This window comes from Microbacterium sp. NPDC058062, from assembly GCF_042885375.1.
GTDB classification, from domain to species: domain Bacteria; phylum Actinomycetota; class Actinomycetes; order Actinomycetales; family Microbacteriaceae; genus Microbacterium; species Microbacterium trichothecenolyticum_C.
This window is the reverse complement of sequence record NZ_JBHVSC010000001.1, coordinates 949,548-963,173: the sequence shown is the minus strand read 5'-3', so window position 1 is coordinate 963,173 and position 13,626 is coordinate 949,548. Positions and strand designations below refer to the sequence as shown.

Below are 13,626 nucleotides of genomic sequence, written 5' to 3'. Positions count from 1 at the left end.
TGAGGTCAGTCATGTCTGAACACGCCGAGCCCGTCGGACCCGTCGACGCGTCCGTCTACCCGCGCTACGCGGGGATCGCCACCTTCGCGCGCCTGCCGCGCATCGAGGAGGTGCCGACCGCCGACCTCGCGATCGTGGGCATCCCGTTCGACACCGGCGTCAGCTACCGGCCCGGCGCGCGGTTCGGCCCCTCTCACGTGCGCGAGTCGTCGCGGCTGCTGCGTCCGTACAACCCCGCGCAGGACGTGTCGCCGTTCGCCGCGGCGCAGGTCGTCGATGCCGGCGACATCCCGGCGAACCCGTTCGACATCGGCGAGGCGGTCGCCGACATCGAGACCGCGGCCACGGCCCTCGGCGAGCGCGTCGACCGCATCGTCACGGTCGGCGGCGACCACACCATCGCGCTCCCGCTGCTGCGCGCGGTGAACAAGAAGCACGGTCCGGTCGCGGTGCTGCATTTCGACGCGCACCTCGACACGTGGGACACGTACTTCGGCGCGCCGATCACCCACGGCACGCCGTTCCGCCGCGCGAGCGAGGAGGGCCTCATCGACCTCACCGCCAGCTGCCACGTCGGCACGCGAGGCCCGCTGTATTCGAAGCAGGATCTCGACGACGACGAGCGCCTCGGCTTCTCGATCGTCTCGAGCGTCGACATCGAGGAGCGCGGGATCGAGGCCGCCATCGAGCGCGTGCGCCGCCGCGTCGGCGACAAGCCGCTGTACATCTCGATCGACATCGACGTGCTCGACCCCGCCCACGCGCCCGGCACCGGTACCCCCGAGGCGGGCGGCATGACGAGCCGGGAGCTGCTCCGGATGCTGCGTGCCCTGAGCGACCTGAACGTCGTGGGTGCGGACGTGGTCGAGGTGTCGCCCGCGTACGACCACGCACAGCTCACCGGCATCGCCGCGAGCCACGTCCTGTACGAGCTCGTGACGCTCATGGCGGCGCAGATCGAGGCTGCGCGGAGCTGAGTCCTAGCGTGCACCTTGCCCGGTGACAAGCCCCTCCACAGGGCGTTCTGCCCGCCGCAGGCTGGGAGGACCCCAGAAGGAGGACGGTCATGAGCGACCACGCAGACCACATGGACACCCCGGAGCAGACCGCACGCGCCGAGGAGCCGATCGCGGCCACGCGCCGCGAGCAGCGCGAGCGCGAGGCGGCGAACCCCGACGCCGGCACTCAAGCCGACGCCGGGCCGAACGTCGCTGCAGACGTCGAAGCACCCGCTGCACGCGATGCTGTAGAGCAGGACGAGCCCGTCGAGCACAGCGCGACGACCGACCACGACGTGATCCGCCAGTGGGCGGAGGATCGCCACGCGACCCCGGCGACCGTCGAAGGCACGGCACAGGAGGGGAACGTCGGCGAGCTCCGCTTCGACTTCGACTTCGGCAACGACCTCGAGGATCTCAAGGAGGTCTCGTGGGACGACTGGTTCCGCGCCTTCGACGAGCGCGGACTGGAGTTCGTGTTCCAGGAGAGCACGCGTCCCGACGGGTCGGCCTCGAACGACTTCACCCTCGAGCCGGCGGGTCAGGCACGCACCTGACGCCTTGGTGCCGGGCTGCGCCCGCGGGTGCGTGAGACTGAACGCATGGGTTTCACGCGCGCCGAACTGCAGACGTACCGCGGGCGCAGCATCCCGGATCTCATGCCCACGCACCCGAAGCTGGTGTTCGTGGGCATCAACCCCGGTCTCTGGACGGCCGCCACTGGAGTGCCGTTCGCGTACCCGGGCAATCGCTTCTACCCGGCCCTCGTCGCGGCGGGCATCATCGAGCGGATGCCGCGCATCGACGACGACGGCATGGCCGAGGCCGACCGCCGCATGCTGCTCGACGCGGGCATCGGCATCTCGAGCATCGTGCGACGCGCCACCGCGCGCGCGGACGAGCTCTCGCGGACGGAGCTGAGCGAGGGCGCTGAGCGGCTGGCCCGCGATGTCGCCGGGTGGCAGCCCGAAGTGGTCGCGATCCTCGGGCTCACCGCCTACCGGCAGGGCTTCGCGCGGCCGCGGGCGATTGCGGGACGGCAGCCGGACGATCTCGGCGGCGCCGCGCTGTGGGTGGTGCCCAATCCGAGCGGCCTGAACGCCCACATGACGGTGGCGACGCTCGCCGAGGCGTATGCGGAGCCCGCCCGAGCCGCCGGCGTGATCTCGTGACCCGCACTCGCCGGCTCGTCGCCGCGCTGCTGCTCGCCGCCACGATCGCCGCCGGGCTGCTGGTGCACGGCGTTCTGCCCGATACGGCAGCGACCGACATCGCCGGCGACGCGCTCTACGCGGTGGCCGCGTACCTGGCTGTCGTGCTCATCGCCCCGCGCCTTCCCACGCTCGCCACGGGCGCGATCGCCGCCGCGTGGTGCGTCGCCGTCGAGCTGTTCCAGCTCACCGGTCTGTCGCTCGCCTGGAGTGCGACCTTCCCGCCCGTGATGCTCGTCCTCGGCACCGTCTTCGACGCCCGCGACCTCCTGGTCTACGTCGTGACGATCGTCCTCGCGACCGCTGTCGATGCGCTGCTCCGCACAGCGTCGAGACCGCGCTGAGGGTGTTTCGTCTCGCTCGTTCCTCGCTCGCTCAACGGCCAGGGTTGGGGAACGGGTGTGGTGGGCCGGTGTTGCGCAACGACCGGGAACATCAGGTACAACCACAAAGTCCCGGTCGTTGAGCGGAGGGCGCTCTAGCGCCCGAAGACGAAACGCCTGAGCGCGGCGCACAGTCAAGAGGGCGACTCCTCCCCACCTCGCGCCTCCGGCGAGCCGTCCACCGAACCGCCGAAAGCCGACCCGCCGCACCGCCGGGTCCCGCGACGATCGACCGATGGGAATCGTGTACATCCTCCGCTGCTGCGACGGCACCTATTACGTCGGCAGCACCACGGACGTGAACCGGCGCCTCGAGCAGCACCGGGCGGGCATGGGCTCCGCATACACGCGCCGCCGGCTCCCGGTCGAGCTCGTCTGGATGGAAGAGTTCGACCGGATCGATCTTGCCTTCGCCTGGGAGAAGCGCATCCAGGGCTGGAGCCACGACAAGCGTGAGGCGTTCATGCGGGGTGGTATCGACGCCATCCTCGGGTGGAGCAAGCGCCACTGACGCCGACCGGCGTTGCTCGTGGGTCCGGGGCGTTTCGTCTCGCTCGTTCCTCGCTCGCTCAACGACCGGGGGTTGTTCACCGGCGTTTCGACTTGCTCACCCTCCCGCGGCGCGGGCGCGGGCGACCACGATGCCGCGCTGCGACGTGGGGAAGCGGTCGAGCATCGCGCGGAGTTCGGGGGCGTCGACGTCGGCGCCGAAGGCCTCGGCGCCGGGCTCGAGCATGATGCCTGCCGCGAGAGGTCCCGCCAGTACCGGGTCGAAGCCGAGGTCGTCGACGAGCCGCATCACGGCCTCGACATCCGGCGTGGTGTCGCCGGCCACCGCGATCGCCTTACGCCCCGGGGATCCGACCGGCCGCGCCTCCTCATCGAGATCGCGGTAGCCCATGTGGTTGAACGCCTTCACGACCCGGGCCTCGGGCAGGAACCGCTGCACCGTCTCGCTCGTCGTGGTGCGGAGGTCGCCGAAGTCGGCGCGCAGCCCGTCGACCTCCCACCAGTAGTTCATCGCGTCGATCACGAGCTTCCCCCGCAGAGCGTCGACGGGCAGCGTGTGGTGCCGGGGGAGCGGCAGCGCGAGCACGATTGCATCGGCGTCGCGTGCGGCGACGGATGCCTCGACAGCGACCGCGCCGGGGGCCGCCGCCTCGATCGTGCCGGCGATCCGTGCCGGGTCGCCCGACCCGGCGACGAGCACGCGGTATCCGGCCGCGATCGCGAGGCGGGCGAGCACCTGTCCGACGCGCCCTGCGCCGATGATGCCGAGCGTCCGGATGCGGGGTGGCGCCGCAGCATCCGTGATCCCCGTCCGCGTCAGCTCACCCACGCGAATCAGGCTAGCCCGCCGTATCAGCTGCGCGTCGGTTCCGCTCCTCACGGCTGGTCCTGACGGATCCGTGTGTCGGCGTCAGGTTGCGGCATCCGTCATCGCGACCGACGATGGGGGAATGGGGGATGCCGAGACCGACGGCCCGGCGGCCGTCGAGCCTGATGCCGCCGCGCCGACGAAGCGCCGACGGAACGCCTGGGCCGTCGTCGCGCTCGCCGTCGTGATCCTCGCCGGTGCCCTGACCGCGGCCTGGCTTCTCCGCCCGCCGGCGACGGAGGCAGCGCCCGCACCGACACCGACCGTCACCTCGACACCCACGCCGACCCGTACACCCACGCCGAGCCCGACGCCCACCCCCACGGGATTCCCGGCGAACACCGCATCGTACGACGTGACGACCCTGCCCCAGATCAACGTCTTCGCCGTCATCCCGGCGCTCCCGGTCGACGACGCCGCGTTCATCGCCCCGCTGCCCACGCACGCGGTGGCAAAGGGCATCGGCGTCCCGGTCTGGGCCGATCCCACCGCCGAGCCGGTGGCGTATCTCCCGCACGAGTTCCCCTACGACGGCACCTCGGTGCCCGTGGTGGAGGAGCAGGAGAACTGGGTCAAGGTCCTGCTCACCGGGCGACAGGCCGTCCCTTCGCAGGGCAACCCGGCGCAGACCACCGGATGGATGCGCAAGACCGATGTCGACCTCGCTCCGACCGACGCGAGCGTCGTCGTGAGCATCTCGGGCCGCACGATCGACATCGTCCGTGCCGGCGTGCCCGAGCGCATCGCGTCGGACTTCGCGTGGGGCACCGACCGCACGCCCACCCCGCTCGGCCGCGCGTTCATCATGACGACGCGAGTGGTGCCCGAGTACGCGTACACGCGCGGGCACCCCATCGTGTACCTGTCGGTGCAGTCGCCGACCCTCGACGGCTTCGGCGGCGCGGATGTCGCGGTCACCGCCTTCCACTACCACGACGACCGTTCGGGACCGATTTCGAACGGATGCCTCCGCGTCGACCCCGACGCGATCACGAAGCTCTCCGAGCTCCCACTCGGAACCCCCGTCATCGTCAACCCGTAAGCCCCATACCCACACCCCACCTCGGAGGACCCTCATGCAGCAGCGCGCACTCGGCCGCACCGGACGCTCGGTCTCGGCGATCGGCCTCGGCACCTGGCAGCTCGGCGCCGACTGGGGTGCCGTCACCGAGGAGGACGCGACGGCTGTGCTCGCAGCATCCGTCGACGAAGGCGTCACCCTCTTCGACACCGCGGATGTCTACGGCGATGGGCGGAGCGAGTCGATCATCGGCAACTTCCTCGCCGCGCGACCCGGCCACGGGATCACGGTCGCGACGAAGATGGGCCGGCGCCTCGCGCAGGAGCCCGAGAACTACACACCCGAGAACTTCCGCGCGTGGACCGATCGCTCGCGTGCCAACCTCGGCGTCGACACGCTCGACCTGGTGCAGCTGCACTGCCCGCCGACCGCGATCATCGAGGACGACGCCACGTACGACGCGCTCGACGCGCTCGTCGCGGACGGTGCCATCGCGGCGTACGGCGTCTCGGTCGAGACGACAGCGCAAGCGCTCGCGGCGATCGCGCGTCCGAACGTGACGAACGTGCAGATCATCTTCAACCCGTTCCGCCTCAAGCCGCTCGACGAGGTGCTGCCCGCCGCCGAGGCCGCCGGCGTGGCGATCTTCGCGCGCGTGCCGCTGGCATCGGGCCTGCTGTCGGGCAAGTACACCGCGACGACGACCTTCGCCGCCGACGACCACCGCACCTACAACCGTCACGGCGAGGCGTTCGACCGCGGCGAGACGTTCTCGGGCGTCGACTTCGAGACCGGCGTCGCGGGAGCGCAGGAGCTCGCGCATGCCGTTCCCGATGGGGTGTCGCTGCCCGCCGCGACCCTCGCATGGATCGCGTCGCGCTCCGGTGTCACGAGCGTCATCCCCGGTGCGCGCAACGTGCGGCAGGCCGAGTCCAATGCTGCCGCGGCGGCTCTCCTCGAAGACGGCGGCTTCGACCTCGCCGCGTTCGACCGGGCCGTGCACGACGTGTACGACCGCGACCTCCGCGCGGCGATCCACCCGCACTGGTGACCCGCCGCCTCTGAATCACGGATGCCTCGACCCCGCGCAGCGCGCAGGGCCGAGGCATCCGTTTCCGGGGGGGTCTTACGGGGTGGGGTAGTCCACCACGTACTGCGGGGTTCCGGTGTTCGTGTTGTCGGCCTGGCCGCCGACGCCGTTCACGACGTGCTGGACCGTGCCGGCCGACAGGTTCACCGTCATGATGTGGTGCAGCTTCACGCCAGGCGTCTCAGGCACCTCGAACCCGTTGGCCGTGAGGATCGACGGGTTGTTCTGGTTGAACACGTACACGCCGGCGCCGTCGAGCTCGTGGTTCTCGACGTGGTCGGCCACCTTGTAGCCCGGGTATCCGAGCGTGCCGTTCGGCTGCGTCCAGTCGGCCTGGGTGGGCGGGTCGTAGGGCAGCTCGTTCTGGTACAGGATGACCCGGCCATTCTCGCCGTTCCAGAGCGTGTTGTAAGTCTGGAAGTGCTCGACGAACAGACCCGTCGCGGTCACATCGTCACCGTTCACGATGACGCCGTTGGTGCCGGTGTTGGTGGCCCAGCGCTGGTTGTCGCCGTTCACGCCGTCGTTCGGGTCGAAGCCCTCGACGCCGTGATCGCCGCGCCACACCCAGGTGTGGTCGATGAGCACGTCGTCGGCGTTGACCTCGAGCGCGGTCGTGGTCTTGCCGACGTGCGGGCCGCCGACGCGGAAGTACACGTCGCTCAGCGTGATCGGGTTGCTCGCGTCGAGCTTCTTGTTCCCGTTCGGGTTTCCGACGCGCAGCAGCACCGGCGAGAGCTTCGTGCCCGCGTCGATGGTGACGCCCGCGACGACGATGCCGTCGGCGTCCTTCACCTCGAGCGGCACCGCGCCATTCACCGCGGTGAGCGTCGCGTGCCCGAGACCGAGCACCACGGTGTTCGCGCGCTTGACCTGGATCGACTGGGCGACGTCGTAGATGCCCGGCGTGAGGATCAGGTTCTGGCCGCGCGCGAGCGCGTTGTTGATGTCCTTGACCGAGTCCGACGGGGTCGCGATGTAGAAATCGGTGATCGGGATGCTGCGCCCCGCCATCTCACCCGCGCCCCAGCTGATCCCGCTCGTGTCGCGCTGTGCCGCGGGCACGCGCACGTTGTAGCGGCCCTCGTCGTCGACGTAGAGGTACGGCTTCTCGCGGCTGACCGGCGTCTGGTCGACCGTCGTGTACGGCGGGTTGGGGAAGCCGGCGTCGTCGGGGGCTCCGACCACGCCCGAGAACACCTGGTTCCAGACGCCGTTCGACCAGCCGGCGACCTCGCTGTTGCGGATCAGCCACTGCTGCTGCGAGCCGTTGATCACGAACGGCAGACGCGAATCGGCGATGAAGCCGCCGCTGGCGTACTGCGGTCCGGCGGTGCAGTAGTCCATGAGCGACAGGTTGCCGCCCGAGATGTCGAGGCGGCGCATCGACACCGCCTGCGACACGGCCCAGAACTCGGCGCTGGCGCGGCATCCGTCCTGCCCCGCCTTGTCGATGTCGATGGACAGGTTCGAAATCGTGCGCCAGAAGTTCACGAGTGCGAGGCAGTTGCCCGTGCCGCCGTCGGCGAGGCAGCGGTTGTAGACCTCGACGGCGCCGTGGACGGTGACGTCCTCGGGGGACGCGCCGAGCCCGGCGACCTCGGTGTAATACCCGACCTTCACCTGCAGCGGGTCGGCGGTCGAGCCGTACTGGCCGGGCAGGAAGTAGACCGCCTTGCGCGCGGTGCTCATCTCGGCGTCGACCTGCTGCGCGTGCAGTGCATCGAGGTCCGCCTGGATCTCGTCGACGGGGGTGTCGGGGGAGTAGATCGTGACGTTCGGGCCGAAGTCCGGGTTGAACGGGTCGACCGCGCGCGGCGGCGCCGCGACGGCCGGCGTGGCCAGCAGGGCACTCGCAACGAGTGCGGTGCCGGTCACCACGGTGCCGATGCGCACGGCGCGGGCACGTCGGCCCGATCGTGCGCTCGGCGCCGCGAGGGGTGGAACGGGGGCGGGCATGGGGAGTCCTCTCCGTTGAGGTAGAGCCGGCGGGATGCCGGTTACTTACCGGACTGTAACCAACCGTGGGAGCGGTCTCAAGAGGCAGTTTCCGGCGAGCGCTTGCTGATTCGTTTCAGAAGTCGAGGCGCATCACGAGGCGTCGCTTCGTCGGATGCGTGACCTCTCGGAACCCCGCGGCGAGGAACGGCCCGACCGGCCCGACGCTGAGCTCGTCCCAGATGACCTTCTTGCCATCGGTCAGCATCGGATACCCCTCGACCGCCGACGCGCCGCGTGCCCGCGCGTGCTCGGCGGCCGCCGCGATGAGCGGATACGTGATGCCCTCACCCCGGTGGCCCTTGCGCACGACGACGCACGCGATCGCCCAGACCGACTCGTCGTCGGGGTCCTCGTTCCGGCCCTGCCACGGCACGGGGGAGCCGCGAACCCGCCCGTAGACGCCTCGCCGGTCGACCGCGCACCAGGCCACGGGCTCGTCACCGTCGTAGGCGACGATGCCGATCGTCTCGGTCGCGCGCGGGTCGTCGCAGTGCGTCTCGGCGCGGAGGATCGCGCCGCGTTCCGCTTCCGGCATGTACCACCAGTCGTGGTCGCCGAGGCGCTGACGCTGGCATTGGCACCGCCCCGCGGCGCCGGTGAGGATGGCCTGCAGGTCGTCCCACGAGGCCTCGTTGGCAGGAGCGAAACGCAGTCCGTCCATGTCGGCAGGGTAACGCGGCCGTCCGACGTGACGGGAGTATGGTGTGGCTCGTGCCCCTCGCCCCTCGCGTCGCTGTGGTCATTCCGTGCCGGAATGACGCGGATTATCTGGACGCGTGCCTGGCCGCACTGGCCGCGCAGACGCATCGGCCCGACGTCGTGATCGTGGTCGACAACGCCAGCACGGATGCCTCGGCCGCCGTCGCCCACGCGTACGACGCCGTCGTGGCATATGAGCCGTCCATCGGCATCTGGCCCGCCGTCTCCCGCGGCTACGACGCGGCGCTCGAGCACGCCGACATCATCGCCCGGCTGGACGCGGACTCTCGGCCGCACCCGGACTGGATCGCGCGACTCGTGCGCGCCTTCGTCGCGGACCCGACGCTCGGAGTGCTGACCGGCGGCGCCGAGTTCTACGGCGGAACGCCCGTCCAGAACTACCTCGGCGAGCGCTGGTACATCGGCGGCGGCCACTACTGGATCAAGAAGTGGCTCGGCATCCCGCTCGTGTTCGGCTCGAACTTCGCGATGCGCACGCGGGTGTGGGAGCGCGTCCGAGATCAGGTCGACCGCGGCAACGCGCGCATCCACGACGACCTCGACCTCACGATCCGGCTGCGTTCGTCCGACGGCGTCCGCTACGACCCCCAGCTGCGCATGCCCGTGTCCGCGCGTCCGGTGCAGACCCTGTCCGGCCTGTCGCGGCGGGTGTTCCGCGTCGCGTCGACGTTCGCGGCGAGCTGGCCGGAGGGCGCTGCGTGGCGACGGACCGAGCCGTCGCGGGTCGCTTCGGCCTCGGGCGAGTGGGTGCCCGATGGGGACGACTGGGCACCTGAGTACGGTCGCTGACGCCGCTCAGCCGCCGAGCGCGGGCGCGGCGAGGTAGACGTAGGCCGCCAGCGCCAGGATGTTCACCCCGACCGTGCCCCAGAACGCACGCCGGAACGAGCGCTTGCGCGTCTTGTGGCGAAACGCCTGCTGAGCGACGAGCGCTCCGGGCCAGCCGCCGATGAGCCCGAGGATGAGCAGCGTCTGCTCCGAGATGCGGTTCGACTCGCGCCGCGCGGCCGCCTTGTCGATGCCGTAGGCGGCGAATGCGACGATGCTCGCCGCACCGTAGAGCGCCGGCACCCACCACGCGAGCTCGAGCACGAAGTAGGCACCCGCGAAGGCGGCGACGAACGCGAGCAGCGTGATCCAGCTGAGCGCCGCGGGGAGCGGCTTCGAGAGGTCGCGCCCCGGGCGCTCCGGCGTGGCGAGGGGAGCGCGAGGGCGCGGGTTCGGCATGCGCACGATCCTATGGGGGAGGGTCGGCGTACGGTGTCACCATGCATGAGCTCACCGAAGAGGCGCTGGTCGCAGCATCCGTGGATGTCGCCTGGCGGGAATTCACGGTCGCGGGTCGTCTGTCGGAGTGGTTCTGGCCGCCGCGCTTCGAGACGACCGCGGTCGTCGAGCTGCGCGAGCTCGGCCGCTGGGAGGTGCGGTCGGTGCCCGTCGACATGGCGGTCGAGGGCACGGTGCTCACGTTCGAGGCGCCGCGCGCGCTGCGGCTCGGGTGGAAGTGGGCGGGGGAGGAGCACACCACCGACGTCGAGGTCGAGCTGCAGTCCGCGGCGGATGCGGCCACCCGCGTGATCGTGCGGCACTCCGGCTTCGCGACCGCCGAGGAGCGCGACAACCACATCGACGGGTGGTCGAGCTGCCTGCAGCGCCTGGTGGATCGCCACGGCGGGGCGCCTGGCGAGCACCTGTGATCATCGAGTTCGAGGGCGATGTCTTCCGCTGGGATGCCCGTGAGGATTCGGCCTGGTTCTTCACCTCCGTTCCACCCGAGCTGAGCGAGGAGATCCGCGAGATCCCGCGCCCGTACCGCGGCTTCGGCTCGGTGCGCGTGCGTGCGCAGATCGGCGGGAGTGACTGGACGACGTCGATCTTCCCCTCGTCGGACTCGGGCTCGTACGTGCTGCCGCTGAAGAAGGCGGTGCGCGATGCCGAAGGACTGGTCGACGGCGGACCGGTGACGGTGCGACTCGAGGTACTCGACGGCTGATCGCGCGGTGCTCGTTGTTCCTTCGCTCCGCTATGTTTGCGTTCAGGAATCATTCTGCTGGGGAGCATGATGACGGACGGGTCTCAGGGGGGACCGCCGCCCGGATGGTACGCGGACGATTCGCGTGCTGACCGCCTGCGGTGGTGGAACGGCGCTGCCTGGACGGGGGACGTCCGTCGGGTGACGGATGCCGCCGCCACAGGTTCGATGGACGTCGTGGGTGGGGCTGGGTCGATGCCGGCAGCGCCGACGAGTCGCGCGCAGTTGCGTGCGCGGCGGGTGGCCGATGCGGACGCGGTAGGTGGTTGGGGCGCGGCGACTGGGGATCTTGGCGCTGCGGCTGCGACGCCCGAGCTGCCGGCGGCCGCCGAGGAGTCTCATGTGGCCGCGGTATGGCCGGCTGCGTCGTCGCTGGCTGAGGAGTCGCCCGAGGCGGTGAGTACGGAACCGGTGGTCGAGGCATCCGCTCCCGTTGTGGTCGAACACGAGGAACCGCACGCCGCAGCCGTGTGGCCGGCTCCGTCGTCGCTCGCTGAGCCGGCGGCCGCGCGGGACGAGGCGTTGGCGGATTCGCCGCCTGCCGTGCCGGAACCTGAGGTTGCTCCGCCCGCGCCGACGCGCAGCGTCGATTCGACTCCTGCGGCTTCGCGCTCGGGTGGGCCGGACGGTGCCAGCGCGGCGAAGGCCGAGTCGTTCCCCGACCAGATCGCGCCCCGGCGTCCTACGCCGGTGGACGAGCGGATGCCGACCCCGATCGTGTACCAGCCGGTGTCGAGTTCGTACGTGGGGGAGATGCGCCCGCCGCTGCCCGAGGCTGCGGCGGCGAACGTTCCGGCGATCGCGTCGGTCGTGCTCCTCGTGGTGGCTGCGCTCGGTGGCCTGGCGGTCGTGTTCTGGCTGGGCGGCTGGAACGAGTCGGTCGCGGGTCTTGTCAGCCTGGTCAGCGTGGCCTTTGCGGCCGGCGGGTTCTTCCTCGCGATCGGCGGGCTGATTGTGGCGACGCAGCGCTCGACGAGCAGGGTGCTGTCGGGGTTGGCGATCGTCGTGTCGATCGGACTCGTGGTGTGGCTCGCGATCGTCGCGACGCAGCAGGCGCTCGCGATCCTCAGCTGAGCCGCGCGGGTTGATCGTGCCGTTCCGGCGCGCGAGTGTTCGCCGCCGAGAGAATGCGGAGCGGTCCACGCGGGGATGTCAGAACGGTGGCGGATCCGTCGGCGTGACAAAGGAGGTCGGCGAGGTCCAGAAGGTCGCGCCGGTGGCTTCATCGCGATAGAGCACCCATCTGCTCTTGGTCTTGACCACGTGGTGCGGCTCGCAGAGCGGAGCGAGGTTTGTGTCCGACGTTGTTCCGCCGTACTGCCAGTCGAGCCGATGGTCGATGTTGCAATCTCGGGCGGATCGCATGCAGCCAGGGCCGATACAGACCTGGTCGCGAATCCCGAGCCAGCGTCTCAGCGCCTTCGGCACGGGGTACGTGGTGCGATCGACGTCGAGAACCGTTCCAGTGATGGGGTGGGTGAGGATGCGAATCCAACTGGATGCCTCACCCGCAAGCCGCCGTGCGGTCTCGGTGTCGATCGGGCCGTAGCCGTCGAGCGTGGCGGGTTCGTCGTCGTGACCGAGGAGGGTCATGACCGGCACCGTCACCGCGACAGATGCACGCGAACGCCAGACGCCGGGCTCGGTGGTGTCCGACATGCCTCGGGTGAGGAGATCGAGCACGAGGTCGGTGCGCAGCTGCGCGAGCGTGCGCTCCTCGCCGTCCTGCCCGCGAAGGTGCCGCGCGTACGCATCGGCGTACCGCTGCACAGCCACCACCTTGTCGGCGCTCGTGAACACGGTGAAGGAAGCCATCCCGTCGGCCTCGGGCTGGAACCAGACGTTTCGATCCTCGACTGCCCGCGTGTGCCGCTCATCGATGTGTTCGGGGTGCACGCGTTCGCGCACCACCCTGGCGCGCGTCCGGAACTTTCCCGGCGCGAGTGTCTGTGCCGACGCTTCGAGCAGTTCGTCGAACTTTGCCCACGCGTCTTTGACGTGGGCGGGGAGGGTCGCGGCCTGCTGAGCGGCCGCAGTCGCGTTCTGCGCGACAACGCGTCCGGAGCGGAACGCCTCCCAGATCTTCGGGCACCGCTCCCGCAGCGTGTCGGCGTGCGCGGCGCGCGTGCGGACCAGTGTCTCCGACATTCCGAGCCGCACCGCGAGATCCAGCGCCGCGGCGCGAACGGCGATGTTCCGTCGTTCGACGCGGACGGCCGCGGTCGATCGCCCCTGAGGATCGAGCCAAGCCGGATCCAGCGTGGGATCGGGGCCGACCCACGGATCGGGGCAGCCGGCAGCACCCCTCAGGACGCTCGCGATGCCGGCGTATTCATCGGCGATGAGCACGCGCGCTCGGGCGCTGATGCCCTCGAGTTCGAGGACTGCGGCCTCGTGCGCAGCTCCGCTCGTTTCGAGTTCGGCGAGTTCGACGGGCGGAAGGACTTCGCCCGGCTCGAGCAGATCCCACGGGTCGAGGAAGCGCTCGGGGTCGCCGTCGACCCTGGGGTCCCAGCTCACTTCGCTCGAAGAAAGATCCATGTCTAGACACTACAAGTGGCCTCCGACAGTCGATCTAAATGGCGACTCGCCAGCTGCCGCGGGTTGACGATAGCGGTCGTGGGTCGACGCACCGGGAGATGCGGATACCGACTTGTCACGCCCGCGGTGCAAGGTGATCGCGCAGCCTGACTGAGGTTTTCTTAGGCGAACACTGCGCGCGCCTGCGTTGACATGCAGCCTGGTGGGTGAGAGGTTCTATGGCGGGAGGGGATTCACGCTTGCGCGTGTTT

Annotated in this window: 16 protein-coding genes and 1 pseudogene; 12 read left to right on the top strand and 5 right to left on the bottom strand. The window is 70.3% G+C overall.

Annotation, left to right across the window (positions count from 1 at the left end; all coding sequences use genetic code 11):
• Positions 1–11 precede the first annotated feature (11 nt).
• From speB to ACFVSU_RS04380, 5 genes are all read left to right on the top strand, one after another.
• On the top strand, positions 12–977 hold the full coding sequence (gene speB / locus ACFVSU_RS04400; protein WP_387138517.1) for an agmatinase: 966 nt from the start codon (positions 12–14) through the stop codon (positions 975–977).
• A gap of 89 nt (positions 978–1,066) precedes the next feature.
• Positions 1,067–1,555: a hypothetical protein gene (locus tag ACFVSU_RS04395; protein WP_387138514.1), complete on the top strand. Its 489-nt coding sequence runs from the start codon at positions 1,067–1,069 to the stop codon at positions 1,553–1,555.
• A 45-nt stretch (positions 1,556–1,600) separates the two neighbouring features.
• Positions 1,601–2,170, top strand: a complete 570-nt coding sequence (locus ACFVSU_RS04390; RefSeq protein WP_387138511.1) for a mismatch-specific DNA-glycosylase — start codon at positions 1,601–1,603, stop codon at positions 2,168–2,170.
• The gene (locus ACFVSU_RS04385; RefSeq protein WP_387138508.1) at positions 2,167–2,553 is read left to right on the top strand and encodes a DUF2809 domain-containing protein; all 387 of its coding nucleotides are present in this window, start codon (positions 2,167–2,169) and stop codon (positions 2,551–2,553) included. Before ACFVSU_RS04390 ends, ACFVSU_RS04385 begins: the two co-directional genes overlap by 4 nt.
• Positions 2,554–2,827: 274 nt before the next feature.
• Positions 2,828–3,103, top strand: a complete 276-nt coding sequence (locus ACFVSU_RS04380; protein ID WP_387138506.1) for a GIY-YIG nuclease family protein — start codon at positions 2,828–2,830, stop codon at positions 3,101–3,103.
• Between the two features lie 96 nt (positions 3,104–3,199).
• Here ACFVSU_RS04380 and ACFVSU_RS04375 read toward each other — a convergent pair whose 3' ends face one another.
• Positions 3,200–3,931, bottom strand: a complete 732-nt coding sequence (locus tag ACFVSU_RS04375) for an NADPH-dependent F420 reductase (protein ID WP_387138503.1) — start codon at positions 3,929–3,931, stop codon at positions 3,200–3,202.
• Positions 3,932–4,052: 121 nt separating this feature from the next.
• Here ACFVSU_RS04375 and ACFVSU_RS04370 point away from each other — a divergent pair, with 121 nt between their 5' ends.
• Positions 4,053–5,012, top strand: coding sequence for a L,D-transpeptidase (locus ACFVSU_RS04370; protein ID WP_387138499.1), 960 nt, complete (start codon positions 4,053–4,055; stop codon positions 5,010–5,012).
• A 34-nt stretch (positions 5,013–5,046) separates the two neighbouring features.
• Positions 5,047–6,042 carry an aldo/keto reductase gene (locus tag ACFVSU_RS04365; protein WP_387138497.1) on the top strand — a complete coding sequence of 332 codons (996 nt, stop codon included), beginning with the start codon at positions 5,047–5,049 and terminating at the stop codon, positions 6,040–6,042.
• A 75-nt stretch (positions 6,043–6,117) separates the two neighbouring features.
• On the opposite strand, the gene ACFVSU_RS04360 is transcribed toward ACFVSU_RS04365, so the two are convergent.
• Both ACFVSU_RS04360 and ACFVSU_RS04355 read right to left on the bottom strand, forming a co-directional pair.
• Positions 6,118–8,040, bottom strand: a complete 1,923-nt coding sequence (locus ACFVSU_RS04360) for an adenylyl cyclase (RefSeq protein ID WP_387138494.1) — start codon at positions 8,038–8,040, stop codon at positions 6,118–6,120.
• Between the two features lie 115 nt (positions 8,041–8,155).
• Positions 8,156–8,743: a GNAT family N-acetyltransferase gene (locus tag ACFVSU_RS04355; protein WP_387138491.1), complete on the bottom strand. Its 588-nt coding sequence runs from the start codon at positions 8,741–8,743 to the stop codon at positions 8,156–8,158.
• 50 nt (positions 8,744–8,793) lie between these two features.
• Here ACFVSU_RS04355 and ACFVSU_RS04350 point away from each other — a divergent pair, with 50 nt between their 5' ends.
• The gene (locus ACFVSU_RS04350; protein ID WP_387138488.1) at positions 8,794–9,591 is read left to right on the top strand and encodes a glycosyltransferase family 2 protein; all 798 of its coding nucleotides are present in this window, start codon (positions 8,794–8,796) and stop codon (positions 9,589–9,591) included.
• A 6-nt stretch (positions 9,592–9,597) separates the two neighbouring features.
• On the opposite strand, the gene ACFVSU_RS04345 is transcribed toward ACFVSU_RS04350, so the two are convergent.
• On the bottom strand, positions 9,598–10,029 hold the full coding sequence (locus tag ACFVSU_RS04345; RefSeq protein WP_387138485.1) for a DUF1294 domain-containing protein: 432 nt from the start codon (positions 10,027–10,029) through the stop codon (positions 9,598–9,600).
• 41 nt (positions 10,030–10,070) lie between these two features.
• Here ACFVSU_RS04345 and ACFVSU_RS04340 point away from each other — a divergent pair, with 41 nt between their 5' ends.
• From ACFVSU_RS04340 to ACFVSU_RS04325, 4 genes and pseudogenes are all read left to right on the top strand, one after another.
• Positions 10,071–10,499: an SRPBCC domain-containing protein gene (locus ACFVSU_RS04340; RefSeq protein WP_387138482.1), complete on the top strand. Its 429-nt coding sequence runs from the start codon at positions 10,071–10,073 to the stop codon at positions 10,497–10,499.
• On the top strand, positions 10,496–10,795 hold the full coding sequence (locus ACFVSU_RS04335; protein WP_387138479.1) for a DUF1905 domain-containing protein: 300 nt from the start codon (positions 10,496–10,498) through the stop codon (positions 10,793–10,795). Before ACFVSU_RS04340 ends, ACFVSU_RS04335 begins: the two co-directional genes overlap by 4 nt.
• Positions 10,796–10,861: 66 nt before the next feature.
• Positions 10,862–10,981: pseudogene (locus tag ACFVSU_RS04330) on the top strand (DUF2510 domain-containing protein); the annotation flags it as partial.
• 195 nt (positions 10,982–11,176) lie between these two features.
• Positions 11,177–11,908 carry a hypothetical protein gene (locus ACFVSU_RS04325; protein WP_387138731.1) on the top strand — a complete coding sequence of 244 codons (732 nt, stop codon included), beginning with the start codon at positions 11,177–11,179 and terminating at the stop codon, positions 11,906–11,908.
• Between the two features lie 78 nt (positions 11,909–11,986).
• On the opposite strand, the gene ACFVSU_RS04320 is transcribed toward ACFVSU_RS04325, so the two are convergent.
• Positions 11,987–13,375 carry a DUF222 domain-containing protein gene (locus tag ACFVSU_RS04320; RefSeq protein WP_387138476.1) on the bottom strand — a complete coding sequence of 463 codons (1,389 nt, stop codon included), beginning with the start codon at positions 13,373–13,375 and terminating at the stop codon, positions 11,987–11,989.
• Between the last annotated feature and the right edge of the window lie 251 nt (positions 13,376–13,626).